Below are 18,811 nucleotides of genomic sequence, written 5' to 3'. Positions count from 1 at the left end.
GGTGAGTTCTCCACGCGCCATGGCGATGGCCTACCAGGACGGCAAGCCACCGCGCAGGCGAATCCCCCTGATCTCAACTCCGTACAGGCCCTAGGGTTGGCCCGTGTTACATCTACGCGTGATCACCCCGGCGGAGCTGTCGGACGGGGTGCTGAAGGTGCTCGACGAGTGCGTCGGCGTCGTCAACATCGTCGTGTTCCCCGGCGCCGCGCGCTCCCCCGCCGGTGACCTCGTGCAGTTCGACATCGCCAGGGAGTCGGCCAACGAGGTGATCGACCGGCTGCAGGAGCTGGGCCTGCACGCCGAGGGGTCGATCGCGGCCGAGCAGATCGACCTGTCCATCTCCGAGGTGGCCGACCGCGCCCGGGAGGAGGCGCCCGGTGACGGGGACGACGCCGTGGTCTGGGCCGAGTTCGCCCAGCGGCTGGAGGAGGACATCCAGCTCACCTGGGCCTTCATGGCGTTCCTGACGATCGCCACGCTGCTCGCCGCGATCGGCGTGATCGTCAACTCGCCGATCCTCATCATCGGCGCGATGGTGATGGGGCCGGAGTTCGGCGCGGTCGCGGCGATCTGCTTCGGCCTGATCCGCGTCGACCGCGATCTGATCGGCCGCGCGCTCCGCACCCTGGTCCTGGGCTTCGCCATCGCCCTGGCGATCGCCCTGGTCTTCGCGCTGGCCGGACGCTGGCTCGGCTGGATCGGCGCCGGCTCGCTGGACGGGCACGAGGAGATCGAGTTCATCGTCAAGCCCGATCGATGGTCGTTCATGGTGGCGCTGCTCGCCGGGGCGGCCGGGGTGCTCTCGGTCACCGCGGGCAAGTCCTCGGCCCTGGTCGGCGTCTTCATCTCGGTCACCACGGTCCCCGCCGCCGGCTACTTCGCGGTCGCCGCCGCGCTCTCCCGCTGGGACGACATGGCCGGCTCCGCCCTCCAGCTCGGGGTGAACATCGCGGGCATGGTCATCTCCGGCGTGGTGACGCTCCTGATCCAGAAGGCCTACTGGTCCCGGTTCGGCATGCGGCTCCCGGCACGCCCCGGCCCCGGCTGACGACCGGCCCGCCGGGCCCCGCCCGTGACGACCGGCCCGTGACGACCGGCCCCCGTGCCGGGCCCGGGCGCCGGGCCCGTGGTCCCGCCCGGGTCCCGTCCGCCGGGTCGGCACCGGGCCTGCGGTCCCGCCCAGACCCGGGTCTGCGCTCCCACCCAGGTCCCGGCCGCCGGCCCCGGCGCTGCCCTTTCGGACGAGGGACGACTCGTTCGTATGGCCGAGGTGCCCCTCCCATCCCGGCCGATAAGGTCCGACCATGACTATCCTCGCCACCGAGGGACTGACCAGACGTTTCCCCCGGGTGACGGCGCTCGACCGGCTCACCGTCACCGTCGGCCCCGGCGTGACCGGCCTGGTGGGCGCCAACGGCGCGGGCAAATCCACGCTGATCAAGATCCTGCTCGGCCTGCTCGACCCCAGCGAGGGCGGCGCCCAGGTGCTCGGCATGGACGTGACGACCCACGGCGCCGAGATCCGCCGGGTCGTGGGGTACATGCCCGAGCACGACTGCCTGCCCCCCGACCTGTCGGCCACCGAGTTCACCGTGCACATGGCCCAGATGTCCGGCCTGCCGCGCACCGCCGCCCGCGAGCGCGCCGCCGACGTGCTGCGCCATGTGGGGCTGTACGAGGAGCGCTACCGGGCGATGGGCGGCTACTCCACCGGCATGAAGCAGCGCGTCAAGCTGGCCCAGGCCCTGGTGCACGACCCGCGCCTGGTGCTGCTGGACGAGCCGACCAACGGCCTCGACCCGGCCGGCCGCGACGAGATGCTCGCGCTGATCCGCAGGATCGGCTCGGACTTCGGCATCAGCGTGCTGGTCACCTCGCACCTGCTGGGCGAGCTGGAGCGGGTCTGCGACCACGTCATCGTGATCGACGGGGGCAAGCTGCTGCGCTCCTCGGCCATCGGCGAGTTCACCCAGCGCACCCAGACCGTCTCCGTCGAGGTGGAGGAGGGCCAGGACGCATTGGCGGCCCGGCTGACCGAGCTCGGCGAGACCGTCACCGCGCACGGCAGGACGCTGCTCGTCCACGTCCGCGCGCCGGAGACGTTCGACACGCTCCGCGACGCCGTCTGCGAGCTCGACCTCAGCCTGATCCGCGTGGAACAGGGCCGCCAGCGCATCGAGGACGTCTTCAGGGAGCCCGCCAGTGTCTGAGCCCACGGGTGTCATCCACGACATCGGATACCGCCACTACGAGGGGGCGCGGCTCGGACGCGGCCACGCCACCGCCGCGCTGACCGTGCACACCCTGCGCGGGATCTTCGGGCTCGGCCGTACCGTCCGCTCGAAGATCATTCCGTTCCTGCTGGTGGGCGTCATGATGCTGCCCGCGGTCGTCTCCATCGCGATCATGGCGCTGGCCAAGCAGGAGGGGATGCGCTACACCGAGTACGCGGTCGTCATGCAGGCGGTGCTCGCGATCTTCCTGGCCTCGCAGTCGCCGTACGCGGTCGCGCCGGACCTGCGCTTCCGGGTGCTGCCGCTCTACCTGTCGCGCCCGGTGACGCTGTGGGACTACGTCGGGGCGAAGCTCGCGGCGATGACGGCGGCCATGTTCCTGCTGCTGGCGGTGCCGCTCACGGTGCTGTTCATCGGCGAGGTGGTCATCGACCTGCCCGGGGAGACCCACACCGGCGCGTACCTCACCGCCATGGCCGGCGCGGTCTGCTACGCGGTGCTGCTGTCCTGCCTGGGCGTGGCCATCGCCTCGTTCACCCCGCGGCGGGGGCTGGGCGTCGCCTCGATCATCGCCTTCTACCTGCTCGCCTCCGCGGTCTCGACCGTGCTGTACGCGACGCTGGAGTCGATGGGCGACGACGCCATGGCCTCCTGGGCCTGGCTGATCAACCCGTTCTTCATGGTCGACGCCGCCGTGCACGTCGGGATCTTCGACGCGCCCCCGGCCTCCAGCGTCATCTACCCCTCCGGCGCCGGGCCCCTGGTCGCCGGAGCGCTCGTGCTCGTGCTGATCGTCCTGTCCGTGACGGCCCTGGTCGCGCGCTACCGTAAGGCGGCCTCCCGATGAACATCGAACTGTCCCAGGTCTCCCGCTGGTACGGCAACGTGGTCGCCGTCAACGACATCACCATGACCATCGGCCCCGGCGTCACCGGCCTGCTCGGCCCCAACGGGGCGGGCAAGTCCACGCTGCTGCACATGATGGCCGGGTTCCTGGCCCCCTCGGGCGGCACCGCGACCCTGGACGGCGCCCCGATCTGGCGCAACCACCAGATCTACCGCTCCATCGGCCTGGTCCCCGAGCGGGAGGCCGTCTACGGCTTCCTCACCGGCTGGCAGTTCGTGCTCTCCAGCGCCAGGCTGCACCGCCTGCCCAACCCCGACGACGCCGCCCGCAAGGCGCTCGCCCTGGTGGAGATGGAGAGCGCCAAGGACCGCAGGATCGAGACGTACTCCAAGGGCATGCGCCAGCGCGTCAAGGTGGCCGCCGCCCTGGTGCACGACCCGCAGGTCCTGCTGCTCGACGAGCCGTTCAACGGCATGGACCCGCGCCAGCGCCTGCACCTGATGGACCTGGTCCGCGCCATGGGCACCGCGGGCAAGACCATCCTGTTCAGTTCGCACATCCTGGAGGAGGTCGAGCGGGTCGCCCAGCACATCGAGGTGCTGGTGGCCGGCCGTCACGCCGCCTCCGGCGACTTCCGGGAGATCCGCCGCCGGATGACCGACCGGCCGCACCTGTTCCGGGTCCGCTCCAGCGACGACCGCCGCCTGGCGTCCGCGCTGATCGCCGACCCCTCCTCGGGCGCGGTGTCGCTGACCGAGGCGGGCCTGGAGGTGCAGGCCGTCGACTTCCGGCGCTTCACCCGGCTGCTGCCCAGGGTCGCCAAGGACGCGGGCGTACGCCTCTGGCAGGTCTCCCCTTCCGACGAAGACCTGGAGAGCGTCTTCTCCTACCTGATCAACAGGAGCAGCTGACCATGAACGGTGTCATCGCCGGACTCTCCTACCGGGCGCTCCTGGGCCGCCGCCGGATCTGGCTGCTGATCATGCTGCCGGTGGCGCTGATCGCCATGGCCGTCCTGCTGCGGTTCCTCGGTGCCGACGACGAGCGCAGCGCGGTCACGCTCATGCAGACCTTCGCCATCGGCACCATGCTCCCGCTGCTGGGCCTGATCGCGGGAACGGGGGTGATCGCTCCCGAGATCGACGACGGCACGATCATCCACCTGCTCTCCAAGCCGATCTCCCGGCCGGTGATCGCGCAGACCAAGTTCGTGGTCGCCGCCTCCCTGCTCGCGCTGTTCGGCACCGTGCCGACCTTCGTCGCGGCCTACCTGCTGGTGGGCACCGAGTCCGGGATCGCCTCCGGGTTCGCGCTCGGCTCGCTGGTCGGCGGGGTCGCCTACGCCGCGGTGTTCATGCTGCTGGGCGTGCTGACCCGGCACGCGGTGACGATCGGCATCGTCTACGCGCTCGTCTGGGAGGGCGTGGTCGGCAACTTCGTGCCCGGTGCCCGCCGCTTCTCCATCCAGCAGTGGGCCCAGACGGTCGCCGACCAGCTGTCCTCCTCGGCGTTCTTCTCCACCGAGATCGCCCTCGGCTTCGCCGTCCCGGCGCTCGCGATCGTCACCGTCGGCGCGGTCCTGTGGGCGGGCAGGCGCCTGCGGAGCTTCTCCCTCACCGGCGACGAGTAGGTCTCCCCGCGTCGTGCGCCCTGCACCGGGGCGCACGACGTACCGGCCTGCGACGGGAAAAGGGCCGGACACGACGAGAGCACGGCCCGCACCGGAGTGCGGGCCGTGCTCTCGTCGTTCAGACGCAGGCGGTACGGACGACGTCGGCCAGGCGGCCGGCCAGCGACTCGGCCTGCTCGGCCGAGGCCGCCTCGACCATGACGCGGATCATCGGCTCGGTGCCGCTCGGCCGGATCAGCACCCGGCCGCTCTCGCCCAGCTCCGACTCCGCGGCGGTGACCGCCGCCGACAGCTCCGGGACCGAGGCCTTGGTCCGGTCCACGCCCTTGACGTTCACCAGTACCTGCGGCAGCCGGGTCATCACCGAGGCCAGCTCCGCCAGCGACCGCTTCTGCCGCGCGACCACCGCCAGCAGGTGAAGCGAGGTCAGCAGCCCGTCGCCGGTGGTGGCGTGGTCGAGCATCAGGACGTGGCCCGACTGCTCCCCGCCCAGGTTGTAGCCGCCCGCCCTCATGGCCTCCAGGACGTAACGGTCGCCCACGGCGGTCTCGACGACGTCGATGCCGGCGTTCTTCAGAGCGATCTTGAAGCCCAGGTTGGACATGACGGTGGCCACCACGGTGTCACCCGCCAGCGTGCCCTCGGCGTGCATGGCCATGGCCAGCACCGCCATGATCTGGTCGCCGTCGATGATCTCACCGGTGTGCGACACGGCCAGGCAGCGGTCGGCGTCGCCGTCGTAGGCGATCCCGACGTCGGCGTTGCGGGAGACCACGATCTGCTGGAGCTTCTCCAGGTGGGTGGAGCCCACCCCGGCGTTGATGTTGAGACCGTCGGGGCGCGCCCCGATCGTCTCCACGGTGGCCCCGGCCCGCAGCAGCGCCTCGGGGGCCACCATGTGGGCGGCTCCGTGGGCGCAGTCGAGGACCACGCTGAGACCGTCGAGACGGCCGTCCACCGTGGACAGCACGTGGGACACGTAACGGTCGGCCTCGCCGTACGCCTCGCGTACGCGGCCGACCGAGGCACCGACAGGGCGCTCCCACTTCTCGCCGAGCCGCTGCTCGATCTCGTTCTCCACCGCGTCGGGCAGCTTGTATCCGCCGCGGGTGAGGAACTTGATCCCGTTGTCGGGAGCGGGGTTGTGGGAGGCGGAGATCATCACGCCCATGTCGGCTCTGAGAGCCGTGGTCAGGTAAGCGACCGCCGGGGTGGGCAGCACGCCGAGCCGGAGAACGTCCACGCCGGACGACGCCAGGCCGGCGACCACCGCGGCCTCCAGGAACTCTCCTGAAGCGCGGGGGTCCCGGCCCACGACGGCGACGGGACGGTCTCGCCGCCCGCCGCCGTTGAACGCCCCGGCATCGCCGAGGACATGAGCCGCGGCCACGGACAGGTCCATGGCGAGCTCGGCCGTGAGGTCGCGACCGGCGACCCCACGTACCCCGTCGGTGCCGAAGAGGCGACCCAACTTAACGCTTGCTGTACTGGGGGGCCTTACGGGCCTTCTTGAGACCGTACTTCTTGCGCTCGGTGGCGCGGGCGTCACGGGTCAGGAAGCCGGCCTTCTTCAGCGGCGCCCGGTTGACCTCGACGTCCAGCGCGGTCAGCGCGCGGGACAGGCCCATGCGCAGGGCACCGGCCTGGCCGGTGACGCCGCCGCCGTTGATGCGGGCGATGACGTCGAACTGCTCCTCGGCACCGAGCACCACGAAGGGCTCGTTGACGATCTGCTGGTGCACCTTGTTCGGGAAGTAGTTCTCCAGCGTGCGGCCGTTGATCGTCCACTTGCCGGTGCCCGGCACGATGCGCACCCGGGCGACGGATTCCTTGCGGCGGCCCGTGCCGTAGGAGTTACCGGTGGTGATGGGCTTGCGGACGGCGGCGTCAGTGCCGCCGGCAGTGGACTCGGAGGTGTACTCGGAGGGGAACTCCTCCGCGGAGTACGCTTCCTGATCGCCCTCGACGGGCGTCTCGACACCGGTGGGCTCAGCCACGGTTCTCCTCTAACTTTCCTACTCGGCGCCGGCCCTCGGCCGACGCTGCTGGCGACAAGCGGCTAGCGACTACTGGGCGATCTGGGTGAGCTCGAAGGGCACCGGCTGCTGCGCCTGGTGCGGGTGCTCGGAACCGGCGTAGACCTTGAGCTTCTTGATCATCTTCCGGCCCAGGGCGTTCTTCGGCAGCATGCCCTTCACGGCCTTCTCGACGGCGCGGTCGGGACGCTTGTCCATCAGCTCGCCGTAGGTCATGGAGCGCAGCCCGCCCGGGTAGCCCGAGTGGCGGTACGCCTTCTTCTGCTCAAGCTTGTTGCCGGTCAGCGCGATCTTGTCGGCGTTGATGACGATGACGAAGTCACCGGTGTCGACATGGTTGGCGAAGGTCGGCTTGTGCTTACCGCGAAGCAGGATCGCGACGTGGCTGGCCAGCCGGCCGAGCACGATGTCGGTGGCGTCGATGATGTGCCACTGACGCTCGACTTCGGCAGGCTTGGGTGTGTACGTGCGCACGGTCGTATGCCTTCTTTGGTCGCGTCGTCGGCGCTGTCGGAGGTGACAGCAACATGGTCGGTAGGTGCGGGCACACGACAGCCCGGACCTTCCGTCTCCAAGGAAAAGAGGAGATGACGCCGGACGCGCCGCGTATCGGTCTGCAGAGGAGACCAATTCGCACACAACGAACTAGCAGAATACCGGTGCGGATGAGCGCTGGTCAAAACGACGGGCTCCACACCGGTACCCGGGCAGTCTACCCGGGCCCGGCCGGTGCCCGGGGCCGCCGCGCCGCGATCCGTCGGGCCCCGGCCGGGCCCTTCTCACGGAACGGTTTTGATTCGTTCTCAATATTCCCTTCTTCATCACCCCGAACATCCCTATCTTTGATAGCGGTATGTGGCAGCTTCCTCACGCCCGGCGTACCCAGCGAGCGCGGTTGCGTCGCATGGGGATGTTCGCGTGCCTGGCCGCCGTCCTGCTGGCCGGCTTCTTCATCGGCCGCAACAGCCGCGAGGGCACGGCCGTCGACCAGATCTACCTGGACAACGCAGGCCCCGCCAGGGCCACGCCGACCGACGGAGCGGCGGCGGGCCGGGCGGACGAGCAGCCGGACGAGCAGCGCGCCCCGCTGGCCCGGGCCGTCCGCCCCACCGCCTCCCAGAACCGGCGCCCGCGTCCCTCCGGGGCCGCCACCCCGTCCACCGGCGACCGCACCGGCCCGGGCGGCCCCTCCCGCTACCTGCTCAACGGCGACGACGCCGCCAGCTCCGCCCTCGCGGCGATGGAGCGGGAGGTCGTCCGCCTGATCAACGTCGAGCGCAGGCGGGCCGGGTGCGGGCCGCTCCGGATGGACAGGAGACTGGCCAGGTCGGCCGGGAGGCACTCGGCCGAGATGGCGGCCCGCGGAGCCCTCTCCCACACCTCCCCCGACGGCACCTCGCCCTGGGAGCGGATGGAGGCGGCCGGCTACCGGGACGGCGGCGCCGAGAACATCGGCCGCGGCTACACCTCACCGGACGAGGCGGTGGCCAACTGGATGAAGACCTCCGGGCACCGCCGCAACATCCTCAACTGCGAGCTCAGGGCCACCGGCGTCGGAGCCGTCCAGGGGGTCGACGGGCCCTGGTGGACCCAGGACTTCGGATACTCCTGAGGCCCGTGGCCCCGATACCGGGCTACCCTCGGCGCATGGGTTTTCCCGTGGAGCCGCCGCGCCGCCGGCCTTACAACCGGCCCGACGCACCGCCCGACCGGCCCGACGCACCGCCGCCCGCGCAGGACCGGCACTGGTTCGACCCCTCGGCACGCGACCGCCCCTCCGGACCTCCCGGCGCCCCGGGTCCTTCCGGGCCTCCCGGCGCCCCAGGTCCTTCCCGGGCTCCCGGCGCCCGAGGCCCTTCCGGTGCTCCCGGCGACTCCGGCCGTCCCGGCGCTCCCGGAGCCTTCGGCGCTCCGGGGCCTTTCGGTGCCCCCGGCTCCTTCGGCGATCCCGGGACCACCGATGCCCGCGGACCCTTCGGGGCCACCGACGCCCCCGGAGCCTTCGGGCCGCCCGGGGCGCCCGAGGACCCTCGCGCCGCCGAGACGGTCGAGGGCAGGCGGAGCGGGCGGGGCTCGCGAGGTTCGCGGGGCTCCGCGCCGCCCGCCGGATCCCCCCGCTCGCAGAAGACCCCGAAGGAACGGCCGCCCCAGCGGATGTGGAGCCCTTACGACGAGGGCCCCCGTTCGTACCGCCCGATCTTCATCGCGGCCGGGGCGTTCGCCCTCCTGGTCGCCGGGGGCGTCGGCCTGGCCATGCTGGCCCGGTCCGACCCCGCGCCGGGCCCCGGCTCGGCGAGCCCGGCGGCGGAGAACCCCGCCGCGCCGACCGTCGAGATCCCCAGCGGCGAGTTCGGCTTCGCCTCCTCCCGCGCCAAGGACCCGCATCCCCTGACCCTGAAGGAGCTGTTCGGGCGCGAGAAGGTACGGGCCGGCGACCAGACCTATCTGATGACCACCCGCAGGCTCGACAAGAAGTGCGAGGAGGCAGTGGTGGGGACCAAGCTGAAGAAGGCGCTCACCGCCGCCAAGTGCACCCAGCTGCTGCGCGCCAGCTTCCGGGACTCCTCCGGGAAGATCATCGGCACCGTGGGGGTCGCCAACCTCAAGACCTCGGCCGGGGCGACCAAGGTGATCGCCGTCAAGTCGGACAAGAAGCAGGAGGAGTACCTCAAGGCGCTGCCCGGCAAGGACAAGGTCACCAAGCTTCTCGGCGCGGGACAGGCGTCGGTCGGCTACTGGACCCACGGCCACTACGCGATCCTGGTCTGGTTCCAGTACAAGGACGGCCACCTGCCCAAGAAGACCGAGGCCAAGAAGCTGAGCCGGACGGCGTACGCCGTGGTGGACGCGACCGTCACCCCCGCGCTGGACTCGCGTTCCCTGACCGGCAAGCGGCCCTGACCAAGGAGCCATACCACCGTTTTCGGGCATGAATCCGGCAGACGATACGGCCATACCCGCATGGCGATCTCCGGCTGTCGCTAGGCTTCGGCGTATGCGTGGCCAGGAATCCGGGTCCGATCAGCACCGTGACACCGAGGGTTCGGCGGCACCGGCGACGCCACCGCCGAGTTTCGGCCGACCCTCGCCACACGTGCTGCGGGCCGAAGTCGCAGGTGAAGAGCAGTCTCCCAGCCCCTCCGCGTGGCCGGAGCCGGCCCCGGGAGCGGCTTCGCCATGGACGGTTCCCGTGGACGACGGGGTCCCCTACGACTGGTACGCCCAGCCGGAGGAGGACCCGCCTCCGGGCTGGTCCGACCCGCCGTCACAGCCTCCCGCGCCTCCGGCCGACCCGCACGCCGGGCCCGCCTGGACCGGCCTGCCCCGAGAGGCCGCCGGGCCGGGCTCCCCGGCTCCCGGTCTCCCTGCTCCGGGATCTTCGTCCCCGGGTTCTCCGGTCCCGGGCGGCCCCTCGGTTCCGGGCGGTCCTTCGGGCTTCGGCCCCTCGGGTCCCCTCGGCCCCCCGGGCCCCGCTCCCGCGGCTCCCGGCTCCCCGGGTGCCGGCCCGTCGGGTCCGTCCGGTTCGGGTCCGTCGGGCTCGGGACCGTCGGGTTCCGGGCCGCTGGGCCCGCTCGGTCCTCTCGGGCCCTCGGGCTCCGGCGTCCCGGGCACCTTCGGCCTCTCGGACCCCGCCGTCCCCGGCTCCGGCGCGTCCGGCTCCGGCCTGCCCGGCTCCGGCCCCTCCGGCCCGCTCGGTCCTCAGGGTCTTCAAGGTCCTCAGGGTTCTCAGGGTTCTCAGGGCCCCGGCCCTTCGGATCCCGGTGCCTCGGGCTCCGGTCCTTCAGGCTCCGGCCCTTCGGGGTCCGGCCTCTCGGATCCCCTGAACGCTCCGGCACCCGGCCTCCAGGCCCACGGCCCCTCGGGGTCGGGTCCCCTGGGCCCGCTCGACGCTCCGGCTCCCGGCCTCATGGCTCCCCGCCCCGCGACCTTCGATGCCCCGAGCCCCGGTGCCCCGGGCCCCGGTCTGCCCGGCTCCGGTCTGCCCGGCTCCGGTCTGCCGGGGTCCGGGCCTGCCGACCTTCTCGACCCCTCCGATCCCGGTCACCCGGTTCACGGTCGTGACCCCGCGGGACCCGCGGGACCCCCCTGGAACGACTTCTCCCGGCCCGAGCCGGCTCCCCCTGCGTGGATCAACTCCCCCACGCCCCCCGAGCCCGGCCGCCCCGCCTGGCCCGTACGGCCCGAGGGCTTCCCGCACGACCCCCTGGGCTCGTCACCGCAGGGTTCCCCGGCGTCGCCCGGTCCCGCGGGTTCGCCCTCGTCCGACGTCCTGAGCTCGTCGCCCGGTCCGGTGAGCCCGCCGGGCGATCGGACGCTCCCCGAGGGGCCCGTCGTCCCCGGGGCCCCGCCGTGGCAGCCGCCCCCGGCCTTCACCGCAGCCGCCGCGGGCATGCAGGTCTGGCCCGCCGCCGGACAGGAGTCCTCTCCCTGGCCCGCCGCCACCGGCGAGCCGGTCTGGTCCGATCCCGAGGAGTCGCCCGGCCGTCCCGGGGAGCCCGGGGACGTCGCCGTCTGGCCACCGGACGCCGTCTCGGCCGGCGAGACCGGCGAGACCACCGCCGATGTCCGGGGCGCCGTACCCGGCGCTTCCGGCAGGACGGGATCCCCGGCACCCGCGGCACCCGCCGAGTTCGGGCGGGCGGGAGCGCGAGCGCCCGGCACGCCCGACGCGGTGGAGTCTCCGGCGCCCCCCGCTCCCGAGGGGGCGGGACGGCAGGCGCCCGGCACCTTCGAGGAACCCGGACGGACGGGAGCGTGGGTCCCCGGTCACGCCGCCCCCGCCGACCAGGGCGCGTCGGCCCTGCACGGCCCGGCCCCGCGCCAGGAGCCACCGGCCGCCCCGCCCCTGCCTCCCGGCCCCCTCGCGCCCGCACCTCTCGCGCCCTCCGCGCCCGTCGGGTCGCCCGTGGGATCACCCGGCGCGTCCTCCGCGCCCGTGGTGCCGCCGGTGACCCCGCCGGTGAGGGGGCCGAGCGCGCAGTCGCCCGTGCCGCCCCTCGAGGAGTCCGACGAGCACGACACCGAGCAGGTCACACGTCCCCGGACGGCCCGTTCCTCCCTGCCCGTCCCACCCCCGCCTCCGGTGGACGAGGCGACCCCGCCGGGCGGCATCCCGATCTTCCCGGCCCTGCCTGCGGTCCCCGCGCAGGCGGGCGGTCCGCAGGCGGGTACCGCATCGAGCGATCCGGCGACGGCGCGTGGCCCGTTCACGCCACTGTCGGAGTTCACCCCCGAACCGCCGCCCGCCCCCCCGGCGCCGTCCCGCAGCCGGGCGAGCACGCTGTTGCTGGCGGCCGTGGTCTCGGTCGTGGTGATCGGCATCGGCATCGGCGCCTTCTTCGCCTACCGCTCCTTCAGCGCCGACCAGTCCGCGACCGCGGCGAACCCGATCCCCACCCCGGGAGAGGTGGACACCGGTGACGAACTGAACATCACCTCCGAGCCGGAGCCGGTCAACACCACGGTGCTCAACTCCGAGAAGACCGATCCGGGCACGGTGAAGGTGTCCGACGCCTTCGTCAAGAAGGTCACCCTGGCCGGGACCACGTTCACCCGGGTCAAGACCGACGTCACCGAGCGGTGCCACAAGGCCGCGGCCGGCAGGTTCGCCGACACCCTGCGCGACCAGGACTGCCGCCGGGTGCTGCGGGCGACGTACGTGGACGGCAAGCGCAGGTACGCCGTGACCACCGGGATCGCCGTGCTGCCCACCCGCGAGTCCGCGATCGCGGCCGACCGGGCCAAGAAGCTGGACGACAACCTGTGGTTCCGCGGCCTGCCCGCCGCGGCCGGCAGCGGGGCCGAGCGGGTGCACATCGCCGGCGGCTACGCGGCCGGGATGGTGTGGGGCCGCTACATCGTGTTCAGCTACGCCACCTTCAGCGACGGCCACACCCCGACCGCCAAGGAGAAGACCCTCGCCAAGGTCAGCGGGGCGTTCCGCGACCAGACCGCGAAGGTCGTCGAGCGGCGCGTCACGAGCTGAGCGTCCCCGGTCCTGGGCGTCCCGGACGTCACGGGCTCGGGCCTCACAGGCGGGTGGCCCGGACGTCATGGCCCGGACGTCACAGGCCTGCCATGGGCCCGGACGTCACGGGCCGGGCGTCAGGGGCCGAGCGTCCGCACCCGGCGGGTCTCCGCGGCCCGCCGGGCGAGCTCGGGGGCGCCGGGGTAGCGCACCTCCTCCAGGCAGAGCCCGAGCGCGGGCGCGACGTGCACCCCGGAGTCCCGTACGGCCCGGGCCAGCACCCCGGCCGGCCAGTCGACCCCGAGCCGCCCCTCGCCCACCGGCAGCAGGGACCCCACGAGCGCGCGGACCATGGAGTGGCAGAAGGCGTCGGCCACCACGGTCGCGACGACGAGACCGTCCTGCCGGGCCCAGTCCAGCCGCTGCAGCTCGCGGATCGTGGTCGCGCCCTCGCGTTTCCTGCAGAAGGCCGCGAAGTCGTGCTCGCCGAGGAGCGCGGCGGCGGCCGCGTTCAGCCTCGGCACGTCCAGGGGGCGGGCGTACCAGAGGACCTCACGGCGGCGGAGCGGGTCGGGCCCGCCCGGGGCGTCGGAGACCCGGTAGGCGTACCGCCGCGACAGGGCGGAGAAGCGGGCGTCGAAGCCCTCAGGAGCCACGGTGACGCGATGCACCCGTACGTCCGGGGGCAGGACCCCGGCCAGCCTCCTGCCGAGCGCAGAGAGCCGCTCATCGAGTTCGGCCTCGGCGCCGGGCTCCTCGGGGGCGCCGTCCGCCGGGCCGTCCCGCTCCGGGCCCTTCCGGCGGGAGCGGCCGTCCAGTGTGCCGAGCGTGGCGGCGTCCAGGTCGACGTGGGCCACCTGGCCGCGGGCGTGCACGCCGGCGTCGGTCCGTCCGGCCACGGTCAGCGCGGGGGGCTCGGGGAGGCGGAGGATCCTGCCGAGCGCCTCCTCGATCTCCCCCTGGACCGTGCGCCGCCCCGGCTGCTTGGCCCAGCCGGAGAAGTCGGTGCCGTCATAGCCGAGATCCAGCCGAAGCCGTACCACGATGTTCCTTCCTGCGCCTGGCCGGACCCCTCGGGAACGAGAACGGGCCCGGCACCCCCGCTGGGAGGGTGCCGGGCCCGTTCACCGGACCTGAGGGATCAGGCGTCGTCCTTCTTGGCCTCGGTGGCGGGAGTCTCGTTCGTCTCCGCGCCCTCCTCGGAGGCCTTCGGCTCCTGGGCGGTCCCGGCCTCGGTCGCCTCGGCCTGCTCGGCCTTGGTCTCCTCGGTCTCGGCCTTGGGGGCCTCCTCCGCCGCGGGCTTCGGCGCCGCGGCCGGCCTGGCGGCGGGCTGGGTCTGGCCGACCCGGACCTGGTTCAGCGGCTCGGACACCAGCTCGATCACTGCCATGGGGGCGGCGTCGCCCTTACGGAGACCGATCTTGGTGATCCGGGTGTAGCCACCGGGACGCTCGGCGAAGGTCGGGGCGATCTCGGTGAAGAGGTGGTGAACCACGCCCTTGTCCTTGACGACGGTCAGGACCTGGCGACGGTTGTGCATGTCGCCCCGCTTGGCCTTGGTGATCAGCTTCTCCGCCAGCGGGCGCAGACGCCTCGCCTTGGCCACGGTGGTCTTGATCCGGCCGTGCTGGAACAGCTGGGTGGCGAGGTTCGCCAGGATCAGCCGCTCGTGGGCCGGGCTGCCGCCGAGACGGGCACCCTTGGTGGGCCTGGGCATAACGTTCTCCTTGGGAGTGAAACCGCCCCGGCCGTACGAGGTACCGGGGTCGGGCCGGGGGCCGGAGGGCCCCCGTCATCGTGAAACGCGCGTAACCCGCGCATCCGCCGGACCCGTGCGGGCACCGGTCCGGCGGGGCGTGAGGCTCTAGTACTGCTCGGTCTCGACGTAGGCGCTGTCGTCGTCGTCGTAACCGCCGCCGGCCACCGCGCTCGGGTCGAACCCGGGCGGGGAGTCCTTGAGGGCGAGCGTCATCTCGTGCAGCTTCTGCTTGACCTCTTCGATGGACTTGGCGCCGAAGTTCCTTATATCGAGAAGGTCCTGCTCGCTGCGGGCCACGAGCTCACCCACGGTGTGGATGCCCTCGCGCTTGAGGCAGTTGTAGGAGCGGACCGTGAGGTTCAGCTCCTCGATCGGCAGCGCCAGGTCGGCGGCCAGGGCCGCGTCCGTCGGCGACGGGCCGATGTCGATGCCCTCGGCCTCGACGTTCAGCTCGCGGGCCAGGCCGAACAGCTCGACCAGGGTCTTGCCGGCGGAGGCCACCGCGTCGCGGGGCTTCATGCACGGCTTGGTCTCGACGTCCAGGATCAGGCGGTCGAAGTCGGTGCGCTGCTCGACACGGGTCGCCTCGACCTTGTAGGTGACCTTGAGGACCGGCGAGTAGATGGAGTCGATCGGGATGCGGCCGATCTCCTGGCCGGGCTGCTTGTTCTGGGCGGCGGAGACGTAGCCGCGACCGCGCTCGACGGTCAGCTCCATCTCCAGCTTCGCCTTGCCGTTCAGGGTGGCGATGCGCAGCTCGGGGTTGTGCACCTCGACACCGGCCGGGGGCGCGATGTCGGCGGCGGTGACGTCACCGGGGCCCTGCTTGCGCAGGTACATCACCACGGGCTCGTCGTGCTCGGAGGAGACGACCAGGTCCTTGAGGTTCAGGATGATGTCGGTGACATCCTCCTTGACGCCCGGCACGGTGGTGAACTCGTGCAGCACGCCCTCGATGCGGATGCTGGTCACGGCCGCGCCCGGGATGGACGACAGCAGCGTGCGCCGCAGCGAGTTGCCGATGGTGTAGCCGAAACCCGGCTCCAGCGGCTCGATCATGAACTTGGACCGGGTCTCCTCGATGGACTCCTCGAGGAGGGAGGGGCGCTGAGCGATCAGCATGTGGGATCTCCCTTGCGTGGCGGCGCCCGCTATTTGACGCCGCTCGAACAACAGCATAGGTGCCGTGCGGCACAGGGCCGCACGGCACCGACGGAGCCGCTACTTGGAGTAGAGCTCGACGATCAACTGCTCCTGGACCTGGGTGTCGATCTGCTGACGGACCGGGAGCTGGTGGACCAGGACGCGGAGCGCGTCCGGGATGACACCCAGCCACGCCGGGTACGTCTTGTCACCGGCGGTGGCGCGGGCCACCTCGTAGGGCAGGAGGTTGCGCGACTTCTCGCGGACCTCGACGATGTCGTGCTCGCGCACCCGGTACGACGGGATGTCGACCTTCTTGCCGTTCACCAGGATGTGCCCGTGACGGACCTGCTGGCGGGCGGCGTCGCGCGACTCGGCGAAACCGGCGCGGTAGACCACGTTGTCGAGACGGCTCTCCAGGATCTGGAGGAGGTTCTCGCCGGTCTTGCCGGTCTTGCGGTTGGCTTCCTCGTAGTAGTTGTGGAACTGCTTCTCGAGGACGCCGTAGATGCGGCGGGTCTTCTGCTTCTCCCGGAGCTGGAGCTGGTACTCCGACTCCTTGGGACGAGCGCGGCCGTGCTCACCCGGCGGGTAAGGACGGATCTCGATGGGGCACTTGGCGGACTCGCACTTCTTACCCTTGAGGAAGAGCTTGGTCTTCTCCCTCCGGCAGAGCTTGCAGTCCGCACCCGTGTAACGAGCCATTTTCTATCTTCTCCTGGGCGTCAGACGCGACGGCGCTTGGGCGGACGGCAACCGTTGTGCGGCACCGGGGTGACGTCCTGGATGGATCCGACCTCGAGCCCGGTCGCCTGAAGCGAGCGGATCGCGGTCTCACGGCCGGAGCCGGGACCCTTGACGAAGACGTCGACCTTGCGCATGCCGTGCTCCATCGCGCGGCGGGCGGCGTTCTCCGCGGCCATCTGCGCGGCGAACGGGGTGGACTTACGGGAGCCCTTGAACCCGACGTGGCCGGCGCTGGCCCAGGAGATCACGTTCCCACTCGGGTCGGTGATCGAGACGATCGTGTTGTTGAACGTGCTCTTGATGTGGGCGTGCCCGTGAGCGACGTTCTTCTTTTCCTTGCGGCGCACCTTCTTGGGTGCACCCTGGCGGCTCTTAGGAGGCATTCTGTGCCTTCACTCCTGAGGTGGTCGGTCCTGCGGCTACGCGGACTACTTCTTACCGGGCTTCTTCTTGCCGGCCACGGTCTTCTTCTTGCCCTTGCGGGTACGCGCGTTGGTCTGCGTGCGCTGACCGTGCACGGGAAGGCCACGGCGGTGCCGGATGCCCTGGTAGCACTGAATCTCGATCTTGCGGCGGATGTCGGCCTGAACTTCGCGACGGAGGTCACCCTCGATCTTGTAGTTCGCCTCGATGTAGTCACGCAGCGGGACGAGTTCCTCGTCCGTGAGCTGGTGGACACGGAGGTCGCCGTTCACGCCGGTGGCCTTGAGGGTCTCGAGCGCACGGGTGCGGCCGATTCCGAAGATGTAGGTGAGAGCGATCTCCAGCCGCTTGTCGCGGGGGAGGTCCACACCAGCAAGGCGAGCCATGGTGGGGCATTCTCCTTCGTTGTGACGGAGGTCTTACGCCTCACTTCCCCTCCCCATGCCCGGGGTGAGGGCCCCGGCCTCCGACCGGGGGTCTCCTGCGGGGTACGACCGAAGCCGCCGGCGCAGGTGTGAGACGCATTTACGGTGTCGGCCCGACATGGGTCGAGTCCGCCACGTGGAGCGGACTCTTGCGGGGCCTGGTGGAGCGAATCAGCCCTGGCGCTGCTTGTGGCGCAGGTTGTCGCAGATCACCATGACGCGACCGTGCCGGCGAATCACCTTGCACTTGTCGCAGATCTTCTTGACGCTCGGCTTGACCTTCATAGTCCTATTCGTCCCTCAGACGCTTACTTGTATCGGTAGACGATCCGCCCACGACTGAGGTCGTAGGGGCTCAGTTCGACGACAACCCTGTCGTCAGGAAGGATCCGGATGTAGTGCATCCGCATCCTCCCGCTGATGTGGGCCAGGACCTTATGGCCGTTGTCGAGTTGCACCCTGAACATCGCGTTCGGGAGCGACTCAACCACAGTGCCCTCGATCTCGATGGCGCCGTCTTTCTTGGCCATGTCCCTCGCGTTTCACTGATCGGTCGTCTGAGGCTTCGGAACACTACGCAGCCGCGACCCAGCGCTTCGATGAGAGCGACGGTTGCGAAACCGCCGATGCGCAATGGTCATAGTGAACCGAAAAAGGAGTGTACGGCACCGGGCGAGGAAAGGCGAAACACACGGCCGGTGCCTTGACACAACCGCTACATAGGATACCGCAGATCCCGCAAGGGACGGACGGCGCGGCTCGGCGCGCGTGTACCCGCGCCCTCATTGTGGCACGTCCGGCCTGGTCAGACCAGCACCCGGCCGCTCCTGCGCGGATGCGGGGAGCCCTCCGGCGCCGCGACACCGGCCCCGGCGCCCCCACGCCTCCCATGCCTTCCGGCGCGCACGTCCCGCCCCGGAGCCTCCCCTCCCACGCGAGGAGCCCCCCGGTGGCCTGTCACCGGGGGGCTCCTCGCGATCGTCTCCTGGACGAAAGGTCCCCCGCGCCGTGGCGGGGGCCCGTCGTGGGCGGGTCACCTTCTCAGAAGGCGTCGCCCCAGCGGCCGCAGTCGTCGAACTTGTCGTCGCCCTCGCAGACCCGGATCTTGAAGTCGTCGAAGCCGTTGCTCTTCTTGAAGCCGCCGAACCTGTGGAAGTGCGAGCGGCCGGAGGTCTTGAAGACCTTGGTGTGCGAGCCGAAGCGGTCGTGCCACTTGAACCACACGTAGCTGCGGTCGCGGTCGCGGTCACGGTCGAACAGGTCGCCGTAGAACCAGTAGCGGCCGCCGTCCTTGGTCCAGTAGCCCTTGAAGTAGGAGCGCTTGCCGAAGCTCTCGCCCCGGCCGAAGCCGGAGTGGTAGGGGCCGAAGAAGTGCCTGCCCGACGCCTGGGCCTCCTGGACCACGGCGGCCGAGGCCGTCGAGGCCGGGGCCGCGGAGGCCGCCGAAGCCGGGACCGCGGCCACACCCGCGGCCAGCGAACCGGCCAGCGTGGCACCGACGAGAGCGGTACGGATCATGCTCATGGTCTCTTCCTCCTGTGGAGCGGGGGTCCTGCCGTTCGGACACCGCTCACGTTAGGAAGATTCGCCGCCCTC

General features: G+C 71.4%; 20 protein-coding genes. 8 read left to right on the top strand and 12 right to left on the bottom strand.

What is annotated here, in order from left to right; all coding sequences use genetic code 11:
• The first annotated feature begins 103 nt into the window (after positions 1 to 103).
• The 5 genes from ACZ6RT_RS35495 to ACZ6RT_RS35475 all read left to right on the top strand — a co-directional run bounded on the left by ACZ6RT_RS35495 (position 104) and on the right by ACZ6RT_RS35475 (position 4,714).
• Positions 104 to 1,051, top strand: coding sequence for a DUF389 domain-containing protein (locus ACZ6RT_RS35495; protein WP_399185758.1), 948 nt, complete (start codon positions 104 to 106; stop codon positions 1,049 to 1,051).
• 256 nt (positions 1,052 to 1,307) lie between these two features.
• On the top strand, positions 1,308 to 2,213 hold the full coding sequence (locus ACZ6RT_RS35490) for an ABC transporter ATP-binding protein (RefSeq protein WP_399185757.1): 906 nt from the start codon (positions 1,308 to 1,310) through the stop codon (positions 2,211 to 2,213).
• Positions 2,206 to 3,084: an ABC transporter permease gene (locus tag ACZ6RT_RS35485; RefSeq protein WP_399185756.1), complete on the top strand. Its 879-nt coding sequence runs from the start codon at positions 2,206 to 2,208 to the stop codon at positions 3,082 to 3,084. The genes ACZ6RT_RS35490 and ACZ6RT_RS35485 overlap by 8 nt, the downstream gene beginning before the upstream one ends.
• Complete coding sequence (locus ACZ6RT_RS35480; protein WP_470158361.1) at positions 3,081 to 3,995, top strand: ABC transporter ATP-binding protein; 915 nt, start codon at positions 3,081 to 3,083, stop codon at positions 3,993 to 3,995. Before ACZ6RT_RS35485 ends, ACZ6RT_RS35480 begins: the two co-directional genes overlap by 4 nt.
• 2 nt (positions 3,996 to 3,997) lie before the next feature.
• Positions 3,998 to 4,714: an ABC transporter permease gene (locus ACZ6RT_RS35475; protein ID WP_399185754.1), complete on the top strand. Its 717-nt coding sequence runs from the start codon at positions 3,998 to 4,000 to the stop codon at positions 4,712 to 4,714.
• Between the two features lie 118 nt (positions 4,715 to 4,832).
• Here the strand turns inward: ACZ6RT_RS35475 and glmM are convergent, their stop codons facing one another.
• From glmM to rplM, 3 genes are all read right to left on the bottom strand, one after another.
• Entirely contained in the window at positions 4,833 to 6,185 is a 1,353-nt protein-coding gene (gene glmM / locus ACZ6RT_RS35470; protein ID WP_399185753.1) for a phosphoglucosamine mutase, read from the bottom strand.
• Between the two features lies 1 nt (position 6,186).
• Positions 6,187 to 6,711: a 30S ribosomal protein S9 gene (gene rpsI, locus ACZ6RT_RS35465; RefSeq protein WP_344889966.1), complete on the bottom strand. Its 525-nt coding sequence runs from the start codon at positions 6,709 to 6,711 to the stop codon at positions 6,187 to 6,189.
• Between the two features lie 69 nt (positions 6,712 to 6,780).
• Positions 6,781 to 7,224 carry a 50S ribosomal protein L13 gene (rplM, locus tag ACZ6RT_RS35460; protein ID WP_399185752.1) on the bottom strand — a complete coding sequence of 148 codons (444 nt, stop codon included), beginning with the start codon at positions 7,222 to 7,224 and terminating at the stop codon, positions 6,781 to 6,783.
• A gap of 379 nt (positions 7,225 to 7,603) precedes the next feature.
• On the opposite strand from rplM, the gene ACZ6RT_RS35455 reads away from it, so the two are divergent.
• The 3 genes from ACZ6RT_RS35455 to ACZ6RT_RS35445 all read left to right on the top strand — a co-directional run bounded on the left by ACZ6RT_RS35455 (position 7,604) and on the right by ACZ6RT_RS35445 (position 12,736).
• Positions 7,604 to 8,362, top strand: a complete 759-nt coding sequence (locus ACZ6RT_RS35455) for a CAP domain-containing protein (protein ID WP_399185751.1) — start codon at positions 7,604 to 7,606, stop codon at positions 8,360 to 8,362.
• A gap of 542 nt (positions 8,363 to 8,904) precedes the next feature.
• A complete protein-coding gene (locus ACZ6RT_RS35450) occupies positions 8,905 to 9,651 on the top strand; it encodes a hypothetical protein (protein ID WP_399185750.1) in 747 nt (248 codons plus the stop codon).
• Between the two features lie 1,390 nt (positions 9,652 to 11,041).
• Positions 11,042 to 12,736 (top strand): hypothetical protein, encoded by a 1,695-nt coding sequence (locus ACZ6RT_RS35445; protein ID WP_470158359.1) that lies wholly within the window; start codon positions 11,042 to 11,044, stop codon positions 12,734 to 12,736.
• A gap of 119 nt (positions 12,737 to 12,855) precedes the next feature.
• On the opposite strand, the gene truA is transcribed toward ACZ6RT_RS35445, so the two are convergent.
• The 9 genes from truA to ACZ6RT_RS35400 all read right to left on the bottom strand — a co-directional run bounded on the left by truA (position 12,856) and on the right by ACZ6RT_RS35400 (position 18,739).
• The gene (gene truA / locus ACZ6RT_RS35440) at positions 12,856 to 13,761 is read right to left on the bottom strand and encodes a tRNA pseudouridine(38-40) synthase TruA (RefSeq protein ID WP_470158357.1); all 906 of its coding nucleotides are present in this window, start codon (positions 13,759 to 13,761) and stop codon (positions 12,856 to 12,858) included.
• A gap of 98 nt (positions 13,762 to 13,859) precedes the next feature.
• Positions 13,860 to 14,435: a 50S ribosomal protein L17 gene (gene rplQ / locus ACZ6RT_RS35435; protein ID WP_399185747.1), complete on the bottom strand. Its 576-nt coding sequence runs from the start codon at positions 14,433 to 14,435 to the stop codon at positions 13,860 to 13,862.
• 147 nt (positions 14,436 to 14,582) lie between these two features.
• On the bottom strand, positions 14,583 to 15,599 hold the full coding sequence (locus tag ACZ6RT_RS35430) for a DNA-directed RNA polymerase subunit alpha (protein WP_399185746.1): 1,017 nt from the start codon (positions 15,597 to 15,599) through the stop codon (positions 14,583 to 14,585).
• Between the two features lie 99 nt (positions 15,600 to 15,698).
• Entirely contained in the window at positions 15,699 to 16,325 is a 627-nt protein-coding gene (gene rpsD, locus ACZ6RT_RS35425; protein WP_344889988.1) for a 30S ribosomal protein S4, read from the bottom strand.
• Positions 16,326 to 16,345: 20 nt separating this feature from the next.
• Complete coding sequence (gene rpsK / locus ACZ6RT_RS35420; RefSeq protein WP_012887860.1) at positions 16,346 to 16,750, bottom strand: 30S ribosomal protein S11; 405 nt, start codon at positions 16,748 to 16,750, stop codon at positions 16,346 to 16,348.
• 45 nt (positions 16,751 to 16,795) lie between these two features.
• Positions 16,796 to 17,176, bottom strand: a complete 381-nt coding sequence (rpsM, locus tag ACZ6RT_RS35415; protein ID WP_344889992.1) for a 30S ribosomal protein S13 — start codon at positions 17,174 to 17,176, stop codon at positions 16,796 to 16,798.
• A 210-nt stretch (positions 17,177 to 17,386) separates the two neighbouring features.
• Positions 17,387 to 17,500, bottom strand: coding sequence for a 50S ribosomal protein L36 (rpmJ, locus tag ACZ6RT_RS35410; protein WP_003956441.1), 114 nt, complete (start codon positions 17,498 to 17,500; stop codon positions 17,387 to 17,389).
• 23 nt (positions 17,501 to 17,523) lie between these two features.
• The gene (infA, locus tag ACZ6RT_RS35405; RefSeq protein ID WP_012887858.1) at positions 17,524 to 17,745 is read right to left on the bottom strand and encodes a translation initiation factor IF-1; all 222 of its coding nucleotides are present in this window, start codon (positions 17,743 to 17,745) and stop codon (positions 17,524 to 17,526) included.
• 511 nt (positions 17,746 to 18,256) lie between these two features.
• Positions 18,257 to 18,739 carry a hypothetical protein gene (locus ACZ6RT_RS35400; protein ID WP_470158354.1) on the bottom strand — a complete coding sequence of 161 codons (483 nt, stop codon included), beginning with the start codon at positions 18,737 to 18,739 and terminating at the stop codon, positions 18,257 to 18,259.
• Positions 18,740 to 18,811: the final 72 nt, after the last annotated feature.

Source organism: Streptosporangium sp. NPDC050148, from assembly GCF_055586505.1.
The sequence above is the reverse complement of the archived record's forward strand: the minus strand, read 5'-3'. Positions and strand labels throughout refer to the sequence as shown.